24 protein-coding genes and 7 tRNA genes are annotated in these 20,935 nt (G+C 60.6%); 2 read left to right on the forward strand and 29 right to left on the reverse strand.

Features of this window, described 5'->3' with window-relative positions; genetic code table 11:
- Position 1 precedes the first annotated feature (1 nt).
- The 19 genes from EYQ35_01090 to rlmB all read right to left on the reverse strand — a co-directional run bounded on the left by EYQ35_01090 (position 2) and on the right by rlmB (position 8,621).
- Positions 2-328 carry a 50S ribosomal protein L24 gene (locus EYQ35_01090; protein ID HIF62742.1) on the reverse strand — a complete coding sequence of 109 codons (327 nt, stop codon included), beginning with the start codon at positions 326-328 and terminating at the stop codon, positions 2-4.
- A 13-nt stretch (positions 329-341) separates the two neighbouring features.
- A complete protein-coding gene (rplN, locus tag EYQ35_01095; protein ID HIF62743.1) occupies positions 342-710 on the reverse strand; it encodes a 50S ribosomal protein L14 in 369 nt (122 codons plus the stop codon).
- On the reverse strand, positions 707-1,075 hold the full coding sequence (rpsQ, locus tag EYQ35_01100) for a 30S ribosomal protein S17 (GenBank protein HIF62744.1): 369 nt from the start codon (positions 1,073-1,075) through the stop codon (positions 707-709). The genes rplN and rpsQ overlap by 4 nt, the downstream gene beginning before the upstream one ends.
- On the reverse strand, positions 1,068-1,280 hold the full coding sequence (gene rpmC / locus EYQ35_01105) for a 50S ribosomal protein L29 (GenBank protein HIF62745.1): 213 nt from the start codon (positions 1,278-1,280) through the stop codon (positions 1,068-1,070). Before rpmC ends, rpsQ begins: the two co-directional genes overlap by 8 nt.
- Entirely contained in the window at positions 1,267-1,698 is a 432-nt protein-coding gene (gene rplP, locus EYQ35_01110) for a 50S ribosomal protein L16 (GenBank protein HIF62746.1), read from the reverse strand. The genes rpmC and rplP overlap by 14 nt, the downstream gene beginning before the upstream one ends.
- 3 nt (positions 1,699-1,701) lie before the next feature.
- The gene (rpsC, locus tag EYQ35_01115) at positions 1,702-2,364 is read right to left on the reverse strand and encodes a 30S ribosomal protein S3 (protein ID HIF62747.1); all 663 of its coding nucleotides are present in this window, start codon (positions 2,362-2,364) and stop codon (positions 1,702-1,704) included.
- Positions 2,365-2,407: 43 nt separating this feature from the next.
- Positions 2,408-2,743, reverse strand: a complete 336-nt coding sequence (locus EYQ35_01120) for a 50S ribosomal protein L22 (protein HIF62748.1) — start codon at positions 2,741-2,743, stop codon at positions 2,408-2,410.
- Positions 2,744-3,019: a 30S ribosomal protein S19 gene (gene rpsS / locus EYQ35_01125; protein HIF62749.1), complete on the reverse strand. Its 276-nt coding sequence runs from the start codon at positions 3,017-3,019 to the stop codon at positions 2,744-2,746.
- 30 nt (positions 3,020-3,049) lie between these two features.
- On the reverse strand, positions 3,050-3,874 hold the full coding sequence (gene rplB / locus EYQ35_01130) for a 50S ribosomal protein L2 (protein ID HIF62750.1): 825 nt from the start codon (positions 3,872-3,874) through the stop codon (positions 3,050-3,052).
- Positions 3,875-3,909: 35 nt separating this feature from the next.
- Positions 3,910-4,194: a 50S ribosomal protein L23 gene (locus tag EYQ35_01135; GenBank protein ID HIF62751.1), complete on the reverse strand. Its 285-nt coding sequence runs from the start codon at positions 4,192-4,194 to the stop codon at positions 3,910-3,912.
- A gap of 1 nt (position 4,195) precedes the next feature.
- Complete coding sequence (rplD, locus tag EYQ35_01140; protein HIF62752.1) at positions 4,196-4,864, reverse strand: 50S ribosomal protein L4; 669 nt, start codon at positions 4,862-4,864, stop codon at positions 4,196-4,198.
- Between the two features lie 5 nt (positions 4,865-4,869).
- On the reverse strand, positions 4,870-5,502 hold the full coding sequence (gene rplC / locus EYQ35_01145; protein ID HIF62753.1) for a 50S ribosomal protein L3: 633 nt from the start codon (positions 5,500-5,502) through the stop codon (positions 4,870-4,872).
- Positions 5,503-5,525: 23 nt separating this feature from the next.
- Complete coding sequence (gene rpsJ / locus EYQ35_01150; GenBank protein ID HIF62754.1) at positions 5,526-5,837, reverse strand: 30S ribosomal protein S10; 312 nt, start codon at positions 5,835-5,837, stop codon at positions 5,526-5,528.
- Positions 5,838-5,860: 23 nt separating this feature from the next.
- Positions 5,861-7,051, reverse strand: a complete 1,191-nt coding sequence (tuf, locus tag EYQ35_01155; GenBank protein HIF62755.1) for an elongation factor Tu — start codon at positions 7,049-7,051, stop codon at positions 5,861-5,863.
- A 57-nt stretch (positions 7,052-7,108) separates the two neighbouring features.
- Positions 7,109-7,184, reverse strand: a tRNA-Thr gene (locus EYQ35_01160).
- 58 nt (positions 7,185-7,242) lie between these two features.
- Positions 7,243-7,316 (reverse strand) — tRNA-Gly (locus tag EYQ35_01165).
- A 147-nt stretch (positions 7,317-7,463) separates the two neighbouring features.
- Positions 7,464-7,549, reverse strand: a tRNA-Tyr gene (locus tag EYQ35_01170).
- Positions 7,550-7,563: 14 nt separating this feature from the next.
- Positions 7,564-7,639, reverse strand: a tRNA-Thr gene (locus EYQ35_01175).
- 154 nt (positions 7,640-7,793) lie between these two features.
- The gene (gene rlmB, locus EYQ35_01180) at positions 7,794-8,621 is read right to left on the reverse strand and encodes a 23S rRNA (guanosine(2251)-2'-O)-methyltransferase RlmB (GenBank protein ID HIF62756.1); all 828 of its coding nucleotides are present in this window, start codon (positions 8,619-8,621) and stop codon (positions 7,794-7,796) included.
- A gap of 177 nt (positions 8,622-8,798) precedes the next feature.
- Here rlmB and lptF point away from each other — a divergent pair, with 177 nt between their 5' ends.
- Entirely contained in the window at positions 8,799-9,971 is a 1,173-nt protein-coding gene (lptF, locus tag EYQ35_01185) for an LPS export ABC transporter permease LptF (GenBank protein ID HIF62757.1), read from the forward strand.
- Positions 9,818-11,050, forward strand: a complete 1,233-nt coding sequence (gene lptG / locus EYQ35_01190; GenBank protein HIF62758.1) for an LPS export ABC transporter permease LptG — start codon at positions 9,818-9,820, stop codon at positions 11,048-11,050. Before lptF ends, lptG begins: the two co-directional genes overlap by 154 nt.
- A 34-nt stretch (positions 11,051-11,084) precedes the next feature.
- Here the strand turns inward: lptG and EYQ35_01195 are convergent, their stop codons facing one another.
- The 10 genes from EYQ35_01195 to EYQ35_01240 all read right to left on the reverse strand — a co-directional run bounded on the left by EYQ35_01195 (position 11,085) and on the right by EYQ35_01240 (position 19,421).
- Positions 11,085-12,116 carry an N-acetyl-gamma-glutamyl-phosphate reductase gene (locus EYQ35_01195; GenBank protein ID HIF62759.1) on the reverse strand — a complete coding sequence of 344 codons (1,032 nt, stop codon included), beginning with the start codon at positions 12,114-12,116 and terminating at the stop codon, positions 11,085-11,087.
- A 7-nt stretch (positions 12,117-12,123) separates the two neighbouring features.
- A complete protein-coding gene (rpsI, locus tag EYQ35_01200; GenBank protein ID HIF62760.1) occupies positions 12,124-12,597 on the reverse strand; it encodes a 30S ribosomal protein S9 in 474 nt (157 codons plus the stop codon).
- A gap of 77 nt (positions 12,598-12,674) precedes the next feature.
- Positions 12,675-13,115 (reverse strand): 50S ribosomal protein L13, encoded by a 441-nt coding sequence (rplM, locus tag EYQ35_01205; protein ID HIF62761.1) that lies wholly within the window; start codon positions 13,113-13,115, stop codon positions 12,675-12,677.
- Between the two features lie 84 nt (positions 13,116-13,199).
- Positions 13,200-13,276: transfer RNA gene (locus EYQ35_01210), tRNA-Asp, on the reverse strand.
- An 85-nt stretch (positions 13,277-13,361) separates the two neighbouring features.
- Positions 13,362-13,437 (reverse strand) — tRNA-Val (locus EYQ35_01215).
- A 56-nt stretch (positions 13,438-13,493) separates the two neighbouring features.
- Positions 13,494-16,007: an endopeptidase La gene (locus EYQ35_01220; protein ID HIF62762.1), complete on the reverse strand. Its 2,514-nt coding sequence runs from the start codon at positions 16,005-16,007 to the stop codon at positions 13,494-13,496.
- A 49-nt stretch (positions 16,008-16,056) separates the two neighbouring features.
- Positions 16,057-17,307 carry an ATP-dependent Clp protease ATP-binding subunit ClpX gene (gene clpX, locus EYQ35_01225; protein HIF62763.1) on the reverse strand — a complete coding sequence of 417 codons (1,251 nt, stop codon included), beginning with the start codon at positions 17,305-17,307 and terminating at the stop codon, positions 16,057-16,059.
- A gap of 67 nt (positions 17,308-17,374) precedes the next feature.
- Positions 17,375-17,968, reverse strand: a complete 594-nt coding sequence (gene clpP / locus EYQ35_01230) for an ATP-dependent Clp endopeptidase proteolytic subunit ClpP (protein HIF62764.1) — start codon at positions 17,966-17,968, stop codon at positions 17,375-17,377.
- A 9-nt stretch (positions 17,969-17,977) separates the two neighbouring features.
- Complete coding sequence (gene tig, locus EYQ35_01235; protein HIF62765.1) at positions 17,978-19,297, reverse strand: trigger factor; 1,320 nt, start codon at positions 19,295-19,297, stop codon at positions 17,978-17,980.
- A 38-nt stretch (positions 19,298-19,335) separates the two neighbouring features.
- A tRNA-Leu gene (locus EYQ35_01240) sits at positions 19,336-19,421 on the reverse strand.
- Positions 19,422-20,935: the final 1,514 nt, after the last annotated feature.

Below are 20,935 nucleotides of genomic sequence, written 5' to 3' on the forward strand. Positions count from 1 at the left end.
CTCACGAACCTGCCAGGAGCTCGCCGCTCCTGCGTGCTACCCGGGCCCGTGCGCCGTCCTTAAGCTGGGTGCGCCCAACCCGGGTCGGCTTGTTTGTCTTGGGGCAGATAGGCATGACGTTGGACGCGTGCACGGAAGCTTCCTTCTCCACGATACCGCCGGGCTGCTGCGGCCCGCTGGGCTTACTGTGCCGCTTTACCATGTTGATGCGCTCCACCAACACGCGTTCGCCGTCATCAACAATCTTGACGATTTTACCCGTCTTTCCCCGGTCTTTGCCTGCCGTTACCAGCACCGAATCACCTTTTTTTAATCTCGACTTCGCCATCACCCTGCTCTGCTTAAAGCACCTCCGGTGCCAGGGACACGATCTTCATAAAACGCCGTGCCCTCAGCTCCCTGGCCACGGGGCCAAAAATTCTTGTCCCGACCGGTTCACCCTGGTTGTCCAGTATGACCGCCGAATTTGTATCAAACTTGATGTATGAACCGTCGGCGCGACCCATTTCCTTGGCCACGCGCACGACGACGGCCTTGACGACGTCCCCCTTGGAGACCTTGCCACCGGGTATCGCCTCTTTGACGGTCACGACGATAACATCGCCGACCCGCGCGTAGCGACGACGGCTACCACCGAGCACTTTGATACAAAGCACGCGACGAGCACCCGAATTGTCAGCTACGTCCAATACGCTCTCAGCCCCGATCATGACTCTTCTATTTCCGTTGTCCCTTGCTCGGCAGAACCCGCGGTGTCGGCCGGTCCGGCACCCTGTTGGACCGAACGCTCAATCACCTCGCGCAAACGCCAGCGTTTGTTCCTGCTCAACGGGCGGCTCTCGGCAATCAATACCCGGTCCCCCTCTCGACAGGTGTTTTCTTCGTCGTGCACCATGAAACGCTTCGAGCGTTGTATGTACTTGTGATAACGCCGGTGTTTGAACCGCCTCTTAATCACGACCACCACGGTCTTGTCCATGGCGGCGCTCACTACCACGCCCTCGCGTGTGCGATGCCTCTGCCGGCCGGGTGTCTCGACCGCCGCCTGCGTTTCTGTCTTTTCCTGCTCAGGCATTGCCCTGCTCTCCCGTTTCGCCCACGCGCTCATTGAGTACCGTGAGCACCCTCGCCAGATCGTGGCGCAAGGTGCCCGGAAGCGCCGTTTTCTCCAACCGACGCGAGTACCGCTGCATATTGACCTTGGCTATTTCGCCGCGAAGCTCATCGGCCTTACCGGCCAGCTCCACGTCGCTCATTTTCCTGAAATCACTCGCTCTCATGGATATCCTCCCGAATGCAGAAGCGGGTAGGAACCGACAGTTTATGCCCGGCCAACCTCATCGCTTCACGCGCCAGTTCGGGACTCACGCCCTCAAGCTCAAAAAGCATCCGCCCCGGTTTTACCTGGCATACCCAGCCTTCCGGAGAACCCTTGCCCTTACCCATGCGAACCTCGGCAGGCTTACTCGTGTAGGGGATGTCCGGAAAGATTCGTATCCACACACGCCCTCCACGTTTTACGTGGCGGGTTATGGCAATACGCGCGGCTTCTATCTGCCGTGCAGATATTCTTGCCGTGCCCGTAGACTTGAGCCCGTAGTCGCCGAAGGCCAGCGTGTTGCCACGCCAGGATAGCCCCTTATCGCGGCCCTTGCCTTTCTGCATTTTACGGTACTTGGTTTTCTTAGGAGCAAGCATCGTTCAGGCCCCACCCGGGCTACCATTGTCATCGCCGCCACCGGGAGACTTCTCGCCCCGGTAGACCCATACCTTGACGCCAATAACGCCGAAGGTCGTGCGAGCCTCGGTAAATCCATACTGCACGTCTGCGCGCAGGGTGTGCAGCGGAACGCGGCCATCGCGATACCACTCGGTGCGGGCAATATCGTGGCCACCCAGGCGTCCGCCCGATTGTACCCTTATGCCGCCGGCGCCCATTCTCATGGCCCGCGAAACACTTTCTTTCATGGCGCGCCGGAACATGACCCGCCTCTCCAGTTGCATAGCTATATTTTCCGCCACCAGCTGGGCGTCAAGGTCCGGCTTACGGATCTCGTGAATCTCAATGAAGCTCTCCTTTCCCGCAATCGAGACGAGGTCCTTCTTGAGCTTCTCTATCTCAGCCCCCTTCTTACCGATCACGATACCGGGCCTCGCGGTAAAAATGTTGACCTTTACCTTGTCAGCTGCCCGCTGGATCTCGATCCGCGAAACGCCGGCAAAGCGAAGCTGCTTTCGTAAAAACTTACGTATCTCCAGGTCCTGGTGCAGCAGCTCGGCGTAATCCTTGTCCGCGTACCACCGGGAATCCCACGTCTCGGTGTAACCGAGCCTGAAGCCCTTAGGATGTGTTTTCTGTCCCACTCTATTTCCTGTTTGTCACGGTTCTACCTGAACCGCGGACTTTTCAGCCCTGTTCGTCCACCACAACTGTTATGTGACTCGTTCTCTTCGCAATCGGCGTCGCCCGTCCCTGGGCACGGGGGCGCCAGCGCCAGTTTATGGGTCCACCGTCTACCCAGGCCCGCGTCACCACGAGCCGGTCGACATCCACGTTCTGGGTGTCGCGGGCGTTGGCTACGGCTGACCGCAGGGTATCGGCGAGAATGGCCCCGGCCTTCTTCTCACTCAGGTCAAGTATCGCGAGGGCGTCGGAAACCGGCAGCCCGCGAACCTGGTTCACCACCAGTCTCGCTTTGCGCGGCGACAACTTGGCGTAACGCAGAACGCAACGACTCTCCACCTACCTGACCTCTCCCTTTCTCGTACCGGTGTGCCCGCGGTAGGTCCGGGTGGGAGAAAATTCCCCAAGCTTGTGCCCGACCATATCCTCCGAAATCAGTACCGGTATGAACTGCTTGCCGTTGTGGGTGGCGATCGTGTAGCCAACCATGTCTGGCGTCACCGTTGACCGGCGCGACCAGGTACGTATCGGCCGCCTGTTACTCACGTCCTGCGCTTCTATCTTTTTCATCAGATGAGCGTCAACGAACGGTCCCTTTTTAATTGATCTAGGCAATTCAGTCCTTCCTCCGTTTACCTGGCGCCATTACCTGCGCTTCCGGCGCGCCACGATATATTTGTCGCTGTGACGCTTACCCCTGGTCCTGTAACCCTTAGTGGGTTTGCCCCATGGCGTGGTCGGGTGATTTCCCTTCGACCGGCCCTCACCACCACCGTGCGGGTGATCAACCGGGTTCATGGCAATACCTCGGACACTCGGCCTACGTCCCGCCCAACGAGAGCGACCGGCCTTACCGATCTTGACGTTCTCGTGCTGTTGGTTGCCCACCGACCCTATAGTGGCCCGGCACACACCCCTGACGTTGCGAAGTTCACCCGAGGGCAGTCGTAGCAGTACGAAGTTGCCTTCGCGGGCCACGATCTGGGCCCCGGTTCCGGCGCTGCGCGCCAGGGCGGCTCCCGCACCCGGCTTCAACTCTATAGCATGGACAACAGTTCCGAGCGGTATCGAGCTCAGCTCCATGGTGTTGCCAACCTTTATATCCGAACCCTCGCCGGCGATTACGGTGTCGCCCACCGACAGGTTCGCAGGCGCGAGGATGTAGGTCTTGGCCCCGTCAGCGTAGTGTAACAGCGCGATCCTGGCCGAGCGATTGGGATCGTATTCGATCGAAGCAACCTTTGCCGGCACACCATCCTTGCGGCGACGGAAATCCACCAGCCGGTAGCGACGCTTGTGCCCACCCCCGCGGTGCCTCAGCGTTATGCGTCCGTTGACGTTGCGGCCGCCCGAACGGTTCTTTCCGCTGGTCAGCGATTTCTCGGGAGTCGAGCGCGTGATCTCCTCGAAATCGAGGCTGGTCTGGAAGCGCCTGCCCGGCGAAGTTGGTTTATAGGTCTTGATAGCCATCGTCTATTATCTTTCCCTGCTGCGCTTTACGCGCCTCAGACCTTCTCCAGGAGATCCATGACCTCCCCATCAGCCAGGGTAACGTAAGCCTTCTTCCACGCCTTCTTGCGACCGAGCACCTTGCCCCGCCTGACCTTGCGCCCCAGGTAATTCATCGTACGCACCGAGGCCACCTTGACCTCGAAGAGTTTCTCGACGGCTTTCCGTATGTCGTCTTTACCGGCACGCGTATCGACCTCGAACACGACCTGGCCGTACTCGCTCACGTCGGTTCCCTTCTCGGTAACCATCGGTGCCTTTATTACGTCGCAAATTTCCATGTCAGGCAGCCAGCCTCCGTTCGATTGCTTCGACCGAGGAAGGTAAGAGCAGCAGGGTCTCGTGCTTGAGCAGGTCGTACACGTTTACGCCATCGACAAGCACCACGCTGACGCCGGGCAGGTTGCGAGCCGACAAGGCCACGTTGGCGTCCATCTCGGCCAGGACCACCAGCACCGAACCCGTCACCGACAGCGAATCAAGCAACTCTTTCATCTGCTTGGTACGCGGTGCCTCGAAGGAAAAATTATCCACTACCTTGACCTGGCCGTCCCTGGCTTTCTGCGACAGGGCGCTGGCCAGCGCTGCTCGCCTCGCCTTGCGCGGCAAGCGGTAGCCGAAAGACCGCGGCTGCGGACCAAAGGTTGTACCGCCACCTCTCCAGATCGGTGAACGGCTGCTGCCGGCACGCGCGCGGCCGGTGCCCTTCTGCTTCCAGGGTTTGGCGCCACCGCCACGAATCTTGCCACGGGTCTTGGTCGCCGCCGTTCCGGCCCGACTCGAAGCCCGCTGGGCCAGGACCTGGTCAAACATGAGGTAGTCGTTCACCCGGCTGCTGAATGCCCTGGGAAGAGACAACCGCGATATTTCCTTGTTGGAAGAATCCACCACCGAGACTTCCACCGGCTCTATCTCGCGGCGTTTGCCCCCACCTGTCTTTATCTCAGCCATCCTGTCTATCCCTTCACCGCCGGACGAATAAGAACCCGGCCATTACGCGCGCCGGGAACACCACCCTTGAGAAGAATCACTTCTTCCTCGCTGCGTACCGCGACGACGGTCAGATTCTGTATGGTGCGCTTCAACGCTCCCATCTGTCCCGGCATCTTCTTGCCCTTGAAAACCCTGCCCGGGTAAGCGCAAGCACCGATGCCGCCCGGACCACGAAAGGATTCATGGGTACCGTGGGTGGCCGTCTGGCCGGCAAACTTGTACCTGCGCACCACGCCAGAAAAACCACGTCCCTTACTGCGCCCGGTCACGTCAACAAGATCGCCGACAGAGAACACGTCCGCCGCGCTTATCGACTGGCCTACTTCGTAGGCCGAGGGATCGTCGACCAGCAACTCGGCGAGCATCTCAAAGTCACTGCGCCCAGCAGGTGACATCTGTCCGCGCACTGCCTTGCTGATGCGTTTGTCCTTACGTTTGCCGGTGCCGATCTGTATCGCGTTGTAACCGTGAGTTTCTACGTCGAACACGCGTACGACGGTCACGGGTGTCGCGCGCACAACCGTCACGGGCACCGACTGACCACCGTCGTCAAAAACGCGGGTCATTCCAATCTTGGTTCCAATTACTGCAGCCATTTTCTCTTCTCGATAAGTAGCTGCTAATGCAGCCGTATCTCCACGTCCACGCCGGCCGGAAGGTCCAGCTTGCCCAACGAATCAATCGTCTGGTTAGTCGGCTCCAGTATGTCGATGAGCCTCTTGTGAGTTCTGATCTCAAACTGCTCGCGCGACTTCTTGTCGACGTGCGGCGAACGGTTAACCGTAAAGCGCTCTATCCGGGTAGGCACAGGAACCGGGCCCGAAACAGTGCCCCCGCCCCTGCGAACGGCGTCCACGATCTCCCTGACCGACTGGTCCAGGATACGGTGATCGTAACCCTTAAGGCGTATTCTTATGCGCTGGTTTGTCATTTATTCTTCTCCGCCGCCTCCGCCTACTCGGTGATCTTGGTGACCACGCCGGCTCCCACCGTGCGTCCGCCTTCGCGGATGGCAAAACGAAGCCCGTCGTCCATCGCTATGGGGGTGATCAACTCAACGTCAACCGTCACCGTGTCGCCGGGCATCACCATCTCGGTGCCCTCGGCAAGCGTCACTACGCCCGTCACGTCGGTCGTACGGAAATAAAACTGCGGCCGGTAGCCCTGGAAAAAAGGCGTGTGCCGTCCTCCCTCTTCCTTGTTCAGGATATACGCCTCCGCTGCAAACTTCGTGTGCGGCGTGATCGCCCCGGGCTTGGTCAATACCTGCCCGCGCTCAACGTCCTCTTTCTTCGTGCCTCGTAGCAGGCAACCAACGTTGTCGCCCGCCTGCCCCGAATCCAGGAGCTTACGAAACATCTCCACGCCGGTGACCGTCGTTTTCTCGGTCTCGCGGATGCCCACGATCTCGATCTCTTCGCCCACCTTGACCTCGCCCTGCTCGATGCGTCCCGTCACGACCGTGCCGCGTCCCGATATCGAAAACACGTCCTCGATCGGCATCAGGAAAGGCTTGTCTATCGCACGCTCGGGCAGAGGAATGTAGGTGTCAACGGCATCCATCAGCTCGCCTATGCACTTGGTAGCCTCTTCGTCGTCCGGGTTCTCAAGCGCCTTCAGGGCACTACCGATCACTATCGGAATGTCGTCGCCCGGAAAATCGTAGCTCGACAGCAATTCGCGAACCTCAAGCTCAACGAGCTCAAGCAGCTCCGCGTCGTCAACCATGTCGGCCTTGTTCATGAAAACAACGATGCGAGGAACGCCTACCTGCCGAGCCAGGAGAATGTGCTCCCGGGTCTGAGGCATCGGGCCGTCGGCGGCCGAAACCACCAGGATCGCCCCGTCCATCTGGGCAGCACCCGTGATCATGTTCTTCACGTAATCGGCGTGACCAGGACAGTCCACGTGCGCGTAGTGCCGTTTCTCGGTCTCGTACTCAACGTGGGCAGTGGCAATCGTTATGCCGCGCTCACGCTCCTCGGGCGCCTTGTCGATGTCCTCGAAGGCTATGAAATCGCCGCCCGTCTTCTTCGACTGGATAAGCGTTATCGCGGCCGTCAGTGTGGTCTTACCGTGGTCAACGTGACCAATGGTCCCCACGTTTACGTGCTCCTTGCTGCGATCAAATTTCTCCTTAGCCATTCTTCCTCTCCTCTCTCTTTTCTCGCGGCTTCCTCAAGCCGTTTTAATCAAATCCTGTGGAGCCCACGACCGGATTTGAACCGGTGACCTCGTCCTTACCAAGGACGTGCTCTACCGCCTGAGCTACGTGGGCCTTCTCGACGCCTTGTCTTTACAACTACAGCAGCGAGCCCGTCCCCGGGCGGCGGGTAAGCGGGAGACGAGACTCGAACTCGCGACCCTCAGCTTGGAAGGCTGACGCTCTAGCCAACTGAGCTACTCCCGCAACAAACAAACAACACACGAAAAGCCTTACCGCTCGAACTACTTACCCTTCTATACCTACCGTGACTCGAAACCCTGACGCCGACCACTGACTCTGCCCCCGTAAGCAACCGACCACACCGTCCGCCAACCACCACACTCCAGTAAGTGGTGGAGAGGGGAGGATTCGAACCTCCGTAGGCGTACGCCGGCAGATTTACAGTCTGCTCCCATTGACCGCTCGGGCACCCCTCCTGGCACACTTCCCCTGGAGCCGATGGCCAGACTCGAACTGGCTACCTACTGATTACAAATCAGTTGCTCTACCAGCTGAGCTACATCGGCACTCCGGGCTAAAACATCCTGGTACCGGGCACCCGCCCGTCACCACACAAATTAAACACCCCGATCCACTCCCCCGGGCACGTCATCAAAACACTCCCCGTAGAGCTTTTCCGCCGGGGTAAACGCCTTTTCCTATCAACCCGGTTTGAGAGAGTCAACCGCTGGGACGCCCGGGGAACAATCCTTCGGCCACCCGGTACAGTGCAACCGCCGCCGCCGCCGACGCATTGAGCGAGCCAACCCTCCCGCGCATGGGCAAGCGGGCCAATTGGTCGCAGTTGCGAGCCACCAGGGGCCTCAGCCCACTGCCCTCACTGCCCAGCACCAGCGCAGCCGGCCGCGGAGCAGGCGGCGGCTCGAGCAGATCGTCGGCCTCGGCGTCAAGGCCGACGGCCCAGAAGCCGGCCTGCTGGGCCATTTCAATGGCCCGAGAAAGGTTGGCTACCCTGCAAACGGGCAGGTGTAATGCGGCCCCCGCCGATATTCGCAGGACGGTAGCCGTCACTGGTGCTGCGCGCCGACCCGGCAGGACCACGGCCAGGGCCCCCGCCGCCTCGGCCGTTCTTATGACGGCACCCAGGTTCACCGGGTCAGTGATCTGGTCGAGCAACAAAAGCGGCCCACAGCCGAGGGCGCCATCCGGCAGTCCATGCAGGAGTTCGCGAAACTCCCTGTAAACAAAGGTTATTTCAACTGCTATACCACCCGACGTGACCCCTGACATCGAGTCGCATTCGTCAACAGGGACTGTTGAAACCGCGAGCCCGGCATCGCGGGCGGCCCGGGCCAGCTCTTGCGCGCGCGCCGGGGCCCCCTCGTCAATGTAAACGCAGTGTATCTCGGAGGGGCCGGCCATGGCTTCTTCCACTGCATGGGGCCCGCCGGCCACCATGCGTTCACCCCTGGCCGGTCTGCGGCGCGCACCCGGGGGGCCTCTTCTGCCCGCCCGGCCAACGTAGTCGTCTCTTCTACCCCTACCCACTGTTGATTATCTCCATCGTCGCCCGCCCGCAGGCCTCTTTCACTGAAAACCGGCTGCCGCTGTCCAGCCCGGGCTTGAGAGGGCCGACGTTTACAGGACAGGCCCGTATGACTACACTGATGCTAATCCGCGACGCGGCCCCGCAGTACTGGGGACTTGTCTATACCGGGATTTGCTATGGGTAAAACCCTGCGCCGTTACATGATGCGCGAACTGGGCTCGGCCTTCATGACAGGGCTGGGCGTGTTCACGTTTATACTACTGGTTTCACGCATGTTGGGACTGGTCGACCTCGTCATGGCCAGGGGCGTACCCGGCTACCGGGTGGCACAGATTTTTGCCTACGTGCTTCCCGGCTTCCTCGAATTGACCTTCCCCATGGCCCTGTTGCTCGCGGTAGTGGTGGTATTCGGCCGCCTGGCCAGTGACGGTGAATTGGTGGCCATGAGAACAGCCGGCCTCAGCCTCTACCAGATGCTCGGCCCCGTGCTGCGCTTTGCCCTCATCATCGCTGTGGCAACCTTCCTGTTGTCGTCCTGGGCCCGCCCCTGGGCCAACAACGCCATAAAGACGACCCTGCTGGAGGTAGCCAGGGAGCGGGCTACGGCGGCACTCAGACCAAAGATGTTCAACAACGACTTCAGCGGCCTCGTGGTTTACGTGGACCGCATTGACCAGGAAAACGGGGTCATGGACGGAGTCATGGTAGCCGACGAGCGCGACAGTTACCGCCGTACGAGCATGATGGCGAGTCGAGGACGGGTCATCAGCCCCCCGGGCGACAGCAACCTCTACCTGCAGCTGCTCGACGGAACCAGCCTGTCGTTTCACGCCGGGCAGGAAAGCTACGACAAAACCGAGTTCGCCTCGCTTGAGGTCAACCTCGCACTGGCCGACATGAAAACGGTGGCAAGCGGAAAACCAAGACCCCGCGATATGTACCTGGGCCCCCTGTTGGCCGCCAGGCGTCGTCTCCTGGACGTGGGCGACCGGGCGCTGGAGGAGACAATCGAGATAAACCGCAAGCTGATCATGCCCGTGGCCGCGCTGATACTGGCCCTTTTCGGGGTGCCCCTGGGCATACAGAAAACCCGTACAGTCCGGGCACGCGGCTTCGCCGTGAGCCTGGTGGTCATCCTTGGTTATTACCTCTTGTTTTCAGGTTCCATCACCATTGCCCGCGGTAACACGGCGCCATCGGTCCTGATCATGTGGTTGCCCAACCTCATTTTTGCCGTCGGTGCTGTGCTGCTCACCAACAGGGCAGCGCGCGACCGACTGCAGTACCCGCCCATGGCGAGCTGGCCGCGGTTGCTGCGGCGCCGAGCAAAAGGGAATGCCGGCTCGTGAACATCCTCGCCCGCTACATAGTCAAGTATTACCTGAAGGTCTTCGGACTCTGCCTTTTTGCAAGTTCCGGGCTGTTTCTGGTCGTAGATTTTTTCCAACGCATAGGAGACCTCGCCGCCTATGACCCCGGCGCGCTTGCCCTGGCCGGATACTTTGCCTTCAAGCTTCCGAGCATACTGGCCGAAATCTATCCTGCCTGTTCCCTGCTGGCCGTGCTCCTGAGCCTGGGCGTGCTCGCCCGTCACCGCGAGACACTCGCCATGCGGGCCTGCGGCGTGACTACCTGGCAGGTGGCCACCCCCATGCTTGCCGCTTCGGCTGTCATCACCATGGTTGCGCTGCTGGCCAACCTCACCGTGGTGCCCGCCGCGACTGCCCAGTCACGCTACATAAACGACGTGTCGATAAAGAAGAAAGCGTTCCGCGGCTTCTACAACGTCAACTCGCTGTGGTTCCAGGGAGCCGAGGGGTTTTTCAACGTGGACTACTTCGACGCCAACAACCGTGCCCTGTATGGCCTTACCCTGTACGAGGCCGGCCCCGAGTTCCGCCTGGACCGCATAGTGGAAATCCCCGCCGCGCGCTGGCGCAACGACTCGTGGGAGCTCGACCAGGGAACGGTCAAGACCTTCACCTCGGCGGGCGAAATCCTGGCACGGGACCTCGAGCCAGGCGAGTTCACAGTCGACATCACCCTCGAAGAGTTACTGGCCAACCGGCGTCGCCCCTCGGAGTTCAACCTGGCCGAGCTCAGGGAGCAGATAAAATTGATGAAAGCCCGTGGCCTGAACACCGACGGCTTCGTGGTCGATATGTATGTAAAGGCGGCGTGGCCGGTGTCGGGGCTGGTAATGGTGTTGCTGGGCATCCCGCTGTCGTTGCGGGGCCGGCCCCGGGGCGCCGTAGCGCGCAACCTCGGCGTGGGCCTGGCCGTGGGATTTGCCTACTGGGTCACCATGGCTGTCGCTGTATCTGCCGGTCGCAACGGCGGGATGTCGCCAGCGCTGGCAGCCTGGACGGCCAACGCTGTGTTTTCGCTGGTGGCGGCATCCCTCTATCTCGGACGCGGACTGCGCTGACCAGCTGCCAGGCGCGGCGCCGCGAGAGCAGGCCTCAGGGTAAAGCGGCGATCGCGAGCAGGCCGGCCGTTTCATCGAGGCCGAGCATGAGGTTCATGTTCTGCACCGCTTGTCCGGCCGCGCCTTTGCCGAGGTTGTCGATTGCTGTCATCACCAGCAGAAGTCCGCTCTGGCTGTGCTCACGCCACGCGATCTCGACCATGTTGGTGCCCCGCACCCTGGCCAGTGACGGCACGCCCTCCCCGCCCAGCAGGCGAACGAAGGGCTCGTCAGCGTAAGCCCGGGAAAAAGCTCCGCTGACATCCAGCCCTTCGGCCGGCGCAACGTAGCAGTGACTCAGCAGCCCCCTGGACAAGGGCAGCAACTGGGGGGTGAACAGCAGCCTGGAAGCGTCTACACCGTGGGCCTCGAGCTTCTCGACCATCTCGGGCTGGTGGCGGTGCTCGCCTACATTGTAAGGCTTGACGTTCTCGTTAACCTCGGCGAACAAGCCTTCCCGTAAAGCCGCCCGCCCCGCACCGCTGGTGCCCGACTTCGAGTCGATGATGATGGGGCCCCGGGTCTGCCCTGCCAGCGGCAGCAACCCGAACAAAGCACCAGTGGGATAGCAGCCGGGATTAGCCACCAGCCGGGCCTCGGCCAGCTCGCTCCTGGCGAACTCACTGAGTCCATACACGGCGCCCTCGAGCAGCTCGGGACAAGGATGATCACCGTACCACTGCTGGTAGACATCAAGGCTGTCGAAGCGAAAATCTGCGCCCAGGTCAACGACCCGAAGGCCCGCAGCCAACAGCCCTGAGACCAACGGCCCCGAACTGCCGTGCGGAAGCGCTACGAAAGCCAACTCGGCATTGCCCACTATGTTGTCGACACTGGCCGACACCAGTTCGAGTTCCAGGCCGGCGAGGCCGGGGTGGACAGAGGCCAGCGGAGAGCCGGCGTCCTGTTCTGAAGTAACGGTAGTGACCTCGACACCGGGGTGGGCGGCCAGCAGGCGCAGCAACTCTGCACCCGCGTAGCCGGTCGCACCCACGACGGCCACCCGGACACGGGTTGCTGCTGTCATGGTCCCGCTACCTCTTGGAGAATTGAGGCCGTTTACGAGCCTTGTGATGACCGTATTTCTTTCGCTCCACCTCACGTGCATCGCGCGTGAGATAGCCGGCCTTCTTCAGCGCCGGCCTCAGGTCGGGCTGCAATTCGATAAGCGCGCGGCTGACCGCGTGCCGCACGGCCGAAGCCTGGGCCGAAACCCCTCCGCCTCGAACCCTCACAGAGAGATCGTAGGAACCGGCCGTACCGGTGAGCTCAAAGGGTTGGGCAATGATCATTCGGGCAGTGGGCCTGGGAAAGTAGTCCTCCTGCGTTCGCTGGTTGACCGTGACCTTGCCATCGCCCGCAACCAGTGACACTCGCGCGACAGCGCTCTTGCGCCTGCCGGTTGCCTCGTTAGCAGGCGATACTGCCTTCCTCTTGCCGCTGTCGGCAGACCCGCTGTCTGCTGCTGCAGCGCCCCGGGCCCGTAAAGTCTTTCCAATTATAGCCATCTATTACTCCGCTTATTCTCTCGTTGCCCTGTCAGGAGCACTTATCGCAGCACCGCTTCGAAGCCCGCGAAGCCTCTTCAAACTGGCAACTGCTCCGGTGCCTGGGCCACGTGGGGGTGCTCTTCACCCGCGTAGATCTTTAACTTTAGCGCCAACCTACGACCAAGCCTGCCCGGGGGCAACATTCCTACCACCGCCTTCTCTATTACCTGCTCGGGGCGGGTCTCGAGCAGCCGGCCGGCCGTGGTCTCGGTTATGCCTCCGGGAAAGCCGCTGTGCCGGTAGTACTTTTTGCCTTGGAGCTTATTGCCAGTGAGCACCACTTTGCTCGCGTTGGTCACGACTACGAAGTCCCCGCAATCCACGTGGGGCGTAAAAGCCGGGTTGTGTTTTCCCCTGAGCACGTGGGCGATCCTGGTCGCGAGGCGACCTAGAACCAGGCCCTCCGCGTCCACGACGTACCACTTACGCGCATCGCGTGCCTCTTCTACTGACAGGCTTCTGGTGACCTTCTGCATACTTGGCTCCCGTACATGACGGGACTCCTCAATTTCTCGTAGCTCAATTCCTCACGACCGACCACAGTCAGCCAAAATAACAAATGGCGGGGCCGACGAGACTCGAACTCGCGACCTCCGGCGTGACAGGCCGGCATTCTAACCAGCTGAACTACGGCCCCACCGCGCGCTGACAGGGCCAACGCGGTCTGCTTGGGTAACAGTTACGCCCACCAGCATCAAGTGGCGGGGCCTGCTTAAACGAAATGGTGGGCGGTGGCAGGCTCGAACTGCCGACCCTCGGCTTGTAAGGCCGATGCTCTCCCAACTGAGCTAACCGCCCCTGGCTCTAGCCGAAGACCCCGCGACAGCGGAGAGTTCGTCCGGTGACCGCACCCGTCAGTGGGTGACCAGGCCTTTTTCGTCCTTGTCGCCGTCACTGGCCGGCGCCGGGGTCGGCGTCATGGCAAGCGGCAGCTGGTTGACTGGTTTCTCGTTGATAAACACCGAGTCACGGCCATCGGGAAGTTGCAGCGCGGTGTTGAGCACGGTGTCTACTTCTTCGACCGGTACCATCTCGACAGCTTTGCGAACCGTGGCCGGGATGTCGGCAACGTCCTTGCTGTTCTCGGCCGGCATGAGGACCTTCTTTATGCCAGCTCGGTGGGCTGCCATGACCTTTTCCTTCAGGCCGCCAATAGGAAGTACCCGGCCCCTCAGGGTAATCTCGCCCGTCATCGCCACGTCGGGGTCTACCGGCAAGCCGGTAAGCGCCGAGACCAGCGAGGTGGCCAGGGTGATGCCGGCCGAGGGTCCGTCCTTGGGGATGGCCCCCTCGGGAACGTGGATGTGAACGTCTACCTTCTGGTAGAAATCATCGGCCAGGCCCAGCTCGTAGGCCCGTGATCTCACGTAGCTCATGGCTGCCTGGGCTGATTCCTGCATGACGTCACCGAGTTGCCCGGTGATGGTCAGCTTGCCCTTTCCCGGAAGCACTGTGACTTCCGTGTTGAGCAGCTCGCCGCCGTTCTCGGTCCAGGCCAGCCCGGTAGTAACACCAACCAGGGGCTCGACCTCGGCACGACCGTAGGTGAAACGCTTGGGGCCCAGGAACTTTTCGACCTTGCGCGGGGTAACGCGCGTGGACTTGGCGTCCTTTTCGTCGACTATCTTCACCGCCACCTTACGGCAGATAGAGGCTATCTCTCTTTCCAGGTTCCGCACGCCGGCTTCCTTGGTGTAGTGCCTCACAAGGTGCAGCAAGGTAGCGTCTGGGAACTCGATCTGCTCTTCGTTCAGTCCGTTGGCCTCTCTCTGCTTACGGATCAGGAACCTGCTGGCGATATTACGCTTCTCCAGCTCGGTGTATCCGGCTATGCGGATGATCTCCATTCGATCCTGTAACGGACGCGGAATGGATTCCAGGCTGTTTGCGGTGGTCACGAACATTACCTTGGACAAATCGTAATCTACGTCCAGGTAGTGATCGTTGAAGCTACCGTTCTGCTCAGGATCAAGCACTTCGAGCATCGCCGACGCCGGATCTCCCCTGAAATCAGCAGACATCTTGTCTATTTCGTCGAGCAGGAATACCGGGTTTCCCTTGCCAGCCTTCTTCATGCTCTGGATGATCTTGCCCGGCAAAGCACCGATGTAAGTGCGGCGGTGACCGCGTATTTCGGCTTCGTCGCGCACGCCACCGAGCGAAATACGAACGAACTCGCGCCCCATCGATCGCGCTATCGAGCGACCCAGCGAGGTCTTGCCTACTCCGGGAGGGCCAACGAGGCACAGGATCGGGCCCTTGATCTCGCCCACCAACTTGGTCACGGCCAGGTACTCGAGAATGCGTTCCTTGACCTTCTCCAGCCCGTAGTGGTCTTCATCGAGAACAGTGCGGGCCTTCTCGATGTCGATATCGTCACCCGTGTAGTCCTCCCAGGGAAGGCACAGCATCCAGTCGATGTAGTTGCGCACCACCGTGGCTTCGGCCGACATGGGCGACATCATCTTGAGCTTCTTCAGCTCTTTCTCGGTCTTCTCGCGGGGATCCTCGGGCATCGACGAAGCCTCAAGAGCTTCCTCGAGCTCCTGCACCTCGTTCTTGAACTCGTCCTTTTCGCCGAGCTCTTTCTGGATAGCCCGCATCTGCTCGTTCAGGTAGTACTCCTTCTGGGTCTTCTCCATCTGCTTCTTGACCCTGGAGCGGATGCGTTTTTCGACCTCGAGGATTTCCATCTCCGAACGCATGAAACCCAGCACCTTCTCGAGCCTCTCAGACACGCTGAAAGTCTCGAGCAGGGACTGCTTATCTTCGAGCTTGACGCCGAGATGCGAAACAATTGTATCGGCCAGCCGCGAAGGTTCGTCTATGGCGGCCACCGTGCCGGCCATCTCCGGCGGGATTTTCTTGTTGAGCTTTACGTAGGACTCGAAAGCCGTGTTGACGCTGCGCAGCAGTGCCTCCATCTCGGATTCGTCGCCCGCGAGTTCCTCTACTTCGTCGACCTCGACTTCGAAGAAATCCTCGGTGCCACCGAAAGCCTTGATGACGGCGCGGCGCTTTCCTTCAACGAGCACCTTGACGGTGCCATCGGGCAGACGCAGCAGCTGGACGATGGTGCCTATGGTGCCCACCGGGTGAATATCGTCCACGTCGGGGTCATTGGTCTTGGCGTCTTTCTGGGCCGCCAGCAGTATCGACTGGTCCCTGTCCATGGCCGCCTCGAGAGCTGCGATCGACTTCGCCCTGCCGGCGAACAACGGCATCACCATGTGTGGAAAAACTATGATGTCGCGCAGCGGCAACAGGGGGATGTGGCCCTGCGTCTCCACTGAATCGTCCCCGTCTTCTTCAGTACCAGGAGCCGAAGGCTCGTCGCCAATAACCAAGGGTTCTTTTTCTTTAGACATATTTTTTCTGCTGTTCCTTCCGGGCGTTCCGGCCGGGGGCCAGTTGTTATCAGCCGACCTTCGAAGCCGAGGAGAAAACCATCAACGGCTTCTCCTTCTTCTCGACCACTTCCTTGGAAATGACCACCTCTTCCACGTCGGGCATGGAAGGCACGTCGTACATGGCATCGAGCATGATGTTTTCCATTATGGCTCTCAGCCCGCGCGCGCCTGACTTGCGTTCCAGGGCTTCGCGCGAGATGGCCTCGAGGGCGCCATCGGTAAACGTCAGCTTGACGTTCTCCATCTCGAACAGCTTGGTGTACTGCTTGGTCAGAGCGTTCTTGGGCTCTTTCATGATGCGCACCAAAGCGGCCTCGTCAAGGTCGTGCAGCGAAGTAATTACCGGCAGTCGGCCCACGAACTCGGGGATGAGTCCGAACTTGAGAAGGTCTTCTGTCTGCAGCTCGCCGAGCATACTGCGATCGTTTTCTTCTTTGCCACCCACGTCGGCACCAAAGCCCATGCCCTTCATTCCGACCCTGCGACTGATGATATCGTCGAGGCCAACGAAAGCGCCTCCGCAGATGAAAAGTATGTTGGTTGTGTCCACCTGCAGGAATTCCTGCTGGGGGTGCTTGCGTCCGCCCTTGGGCGGCACGCTTGCCGTGGTTCCTTCAATGATCTTGAGCAGCGCCTGCTGCACGCCCTCGCCCGACACGTCGCGGGTGATAGACGGGTTGTCACTCTTGCGGGCCACCTTGTCGATCTCGTCGATATAGACAATGCCGCGCTGGCATTTCTCAACGTCGTAGTCGGCGTTCTGCAGGAGGCTCAGGATGATGTTCTCGACGTCTTCGCCTACGTAGCCCGCCTCGGTGAGGCTGGTAGCGTCGGCTATCGCGAAGGGAACCTGGAGAAATCGTGCGAGGGTCTGCGCCAGCAGGGTCTTACCACTACCGGTAGGACCGACGAGCATGATGTTGGACTTCTGCAGCTCGACCTCGCCGGTGACCATGCCCGAGTCGATACGCTTGTAGTGGTTGTGAACGGCGACCGAAAGAACGCGCTTGGCCTCGTCCTGGTCGACCACGTACTGGTCGAGGACCTTGCGGATATCGACCGGGCGCGGCACCGAGGAAACGGCGCTGATGGCCTCTTCCTGGTCACACTCCTCGGCGATAATGTCGTTGCAGAGGTCGATGCACTCATCGCAGATGTAAACGGTCGGACCCGCTATAAGTTTGCGTACCTCTTCCTGGCCCTTTCCGCAGAAAGAACATACGAGGTCGCGAGTGCTGTCTTCTCCGTTTTTTGGCATTAAGTAAGCCCGGCGCCTCCGTTACTCTCTATCGTCCTTCGACGAAGTCCTGCTACCACCCGTCCGCCTACTTACTGTCGGGCCGCTGCTCAATGACTTCGTCGATGATTCCGAACTCAACTGCCTGCGACCCGTCCATGAAATGGTCCCGGTCGGTGCTTTCCTCTATTGTAGCAAGATCCTGCCCCGTGTGTCTTGCCAGTATTTCGTTAAGTAGTGCCCTCACCCGCAGGATCTCGCGCGCCTGTATGTCCACGTCGGTGGCCTGCCCCTGCGCACCGCCCAGCGGCTGGTGTATCATCACCCGCGAATGGGGCAGTGCGTAACGTTTACCCTTGGCGCCCGCAGCCAGTAAAACAGCACCCATGCTCGCGGCCTGCCCGAGGCAGAGGGTCGACACCGGCGGGCGGATATACTGCATCGTGTCATAGATGGCCAGCCCCGCCGTGACCTGCCCTCCGGGTGAGTTCAGGTAGAGAAAAATATCTTTCTCCGGGTCCTCTGCTTCCAGAAACAGCATCTGTGCCGTCACCAGCGCCGCCGTCGTATCGTCAACCTCGCCGCTGAGAAAAACTATACGCTCCTTCAGCAGTCGAGAAAATATGTCGTAAGAACGCTCGCCACGGCCGGACTGTTCGACCACTATAGGTACAAGATTCATACAGCGACCCTAGCCCGTTTGGAGGGGGGCGGCAACATCGGCCGGGTCGACTTCGACGTCATTGAGCGTCGCCTGCTCAACCAGGCAATCCATGGCCTTGTCCCTGAGCATCCCCATCCTGAGATCGGCCACTGCCCCCGGCTGGGAATAGTGCTGGCGTAGTTCGCCCGCGCGCTCACCGGCTGCGGCCAGCTGCTCCCCCACCCGCTTCTCCATCTCTTCGGGTTCCACGCCGAGACTCTCGGCCTCGGCCACCGCGTCGAGCACGAAACCCGCCCGCACCCGCTTCTCGGCCTCGGGCTGGACTATGCCCTTGAGCTCGTCGAACTTGTCGCGCGGAATGTCGCGCATTCCCATCTCGCCCAGCATGCTCATGGCAGTGCGCTCGACCAGCAGCGGCGGCAGGTCAAGCTTGCTCTTGCCCACCAGCGTCTCGAGCAACTCGCCGCGCACGCGTCGGTCGGCTTCCTGCGAAGCACGCTCGTGGAGTTCTCCGCTTACCTTCTCTCGCAACGAGGCCAGGTCCTCGACGCCGTCCCACCCGAGTTCGGCCGCAAACGAATCGTTGAGCGCGGGCACTATCTTGTTCTTGATCTCCCTGACCGTGACCTGGAAGCGCACCAGGCGGCCGGCCACTTCGGAGTCCTCGCCGTTGTTTTCTGGAAAGCGCACGTCTATGGGCGTGGGAATGCTGCGGGTCACGCCAAGCAGACCACGCTCGAAGTCGTCGGGCAGGTTGCCACTGCCCACCTCCACCTGCTGGCCATCCCTGCTGTAGCGATCCAGGGGCTGGCCCTCAAAACTGGCGTACATATCCATCGTTATGACATCGCCCGCCTGGACGTTGACCCTGTCTTCCTCGGCCTCGAGCACCGCCATGCGCTGGCGCAGCGATTCCATGGCCTCGCTGACCTGGTCGTCTTCCACTCGAGCAACCTTGCGGTCAGCCTTTGAGCGCTTGTAGCGGCCGAGCTTCACCTTGGGGCGGATCTCCACGGTGGCCTCAAACTTCAAGCCCTCGGCCGGTTGATACTCGCGGCTGGTCAAATGTGGCGGGCCGACAATATCGAGCTCGTGCTCGCGCACTACCTCTATTACGGCGTCCTCGATGAGACGGCCGATGACATCCTCTCGGACCTCGCCGCCGTATTCCTGCTCGAGCACCTCGCGTGGAGCCTTGCCCTTGCGGAAACCCTTTACCTTGGCCTTACTCGCTATGTTACTGAAAGCCGTGGTCATTTCGGCCTCGACACGCTCGTGGTCCACACTGACGACGAGCACCCTGCTCACCGAATCGTTCTTCTTAACTTTCGCCTGTATTCCAGCCATGTTCCTGCTCCGCTCCTGCCTGTACCGTTAAATGCTTCTGGTGCGAGAGGGGGGACTCGAACCCCCAACCGCATAGCGGGCTGGATCCTAAATCCAGTGCGTCTGCCAATTCCGCCACTCTCGCGCCCGCCCCGACTGGCACAACCATGGGTCAGGCCGTCCGGGCAAGGCGCGAATACTAGGCGCAAAACCTCGCCGATGCACACTCTGCTGTGTTGATGTTCGTGGAGCCCGCAGCTGGTGCCGGCATGGCGGATACGCCCGAGTCCCACCCCGCAACACGGAGTGGCAGGCGGCGGCCCCCATCGGGGGCTCGCCTTTCGGCCGCTGAAAATCGCAGCCCCCGGGAGTTACAGCCCTAGGGCATGGTCGTGCTGGTAGTCGAGGTGGTGCTGCCCGGCGCAGCCTGCTCGGCCGCGGCGCCGACTATCCTGGACGGGCAATCCAGAATCACCTGCTGATTGACCACCAGCTGCATCACCATGAGCGCGTCAAGCGCGGTCACGCCGCCATTGCCGTTAAGGTCGCACAGGTGCAACGGGCACTCGACAGACCTGCCCACGGCGTAGGCAAGGATAACCGGAGCATCGGCTATGCCCACCGAACCACTGCCGTCCGAGTCACCGCAGGGCAGCGAGCAAGTCGGGTACGAACAGAAGTCGCCGTTCACCTGGTTACCGTCGTCGCACTCCTCGCCCAGGTGGCCCTCCGGCTCACGCTCGCCGTTGCCGCAGCAGTCATCCACGTAGGATGCAGGATGACAATCACCTTCGTAGCAGGTTTCGCCGGTGGTACAGCTGTTATCGTCGTTGCAAACAAGCGAGTTGTAGCTATGCATGCAGCCCGAATAAGGCTCATCGCTCATGCAGTAGTCGGTGGTGCACAGGTTGCCATCATCGCAACTGACAACATCGGTCACACACCCACCTGACTCACAGCGTTCGTTCTCGGTGCACACGTCGTCATCGCTGCAATGGCGGGTGGTGTCGAACGTGTTGACGCAGCCGGTGTCACCAGTAGAAGCCGAATCGCAGGTGTCAGTCGTGCAGTCGTTCTTGTCGTCGCAGTCCTGGGCCGACGTGTCCGTACCCACGCAGGTACCCATACCGTTGCACTGATCGCCCGTCGTACAGGCGTCGCCGTCATCGCAGCCGGCAGTGTTGTACTGATCGACGGCGCATCCTGACTCCGTACATATGTCGTCGGTGCAAGGGTTATCGTCGTTGCAGTAGTCGCCTGTGTAGTCATGCAAGCACTTGCCAGTCGTCGGGTCGCAAGTATCAACTGAACATTCGGCTTCATCGCTACCGCTACACGAAACGTCCATGCCCCCACTGACGCATTTCCCCGCCTCGCAATGATCCAGCAAAGTGCAGAGATCGTTGTCGAATTCGCAGCTATCGGTATTGTATGTGTACTTGCAGCCCTCGGCAGCATCGCAAGTGTAGTCGGTGCAAACATCGCCGTCGTCGCAGTTCAGAGAATCAACGTGCTCGCAGATACCCGCAGAGCACTCCGTTATGGTGCACTCGTTATCGTCGTCGCAGTCAGTGTCGTCTGCTACAAAGCCGTTGTCGGTGCATGCGCCCGCGCCGTCGCAGGTATCCTGCACCACGCACTCGCTACCAGCGTCGCCGC

This window comes from Candidatus Binatota bacterium (assembly GCA_012960245.1).
Lineage (GTDB): Bacteria > Desulfobacterota > Binatia > UBA1149 > UBA1149 > UBA1149.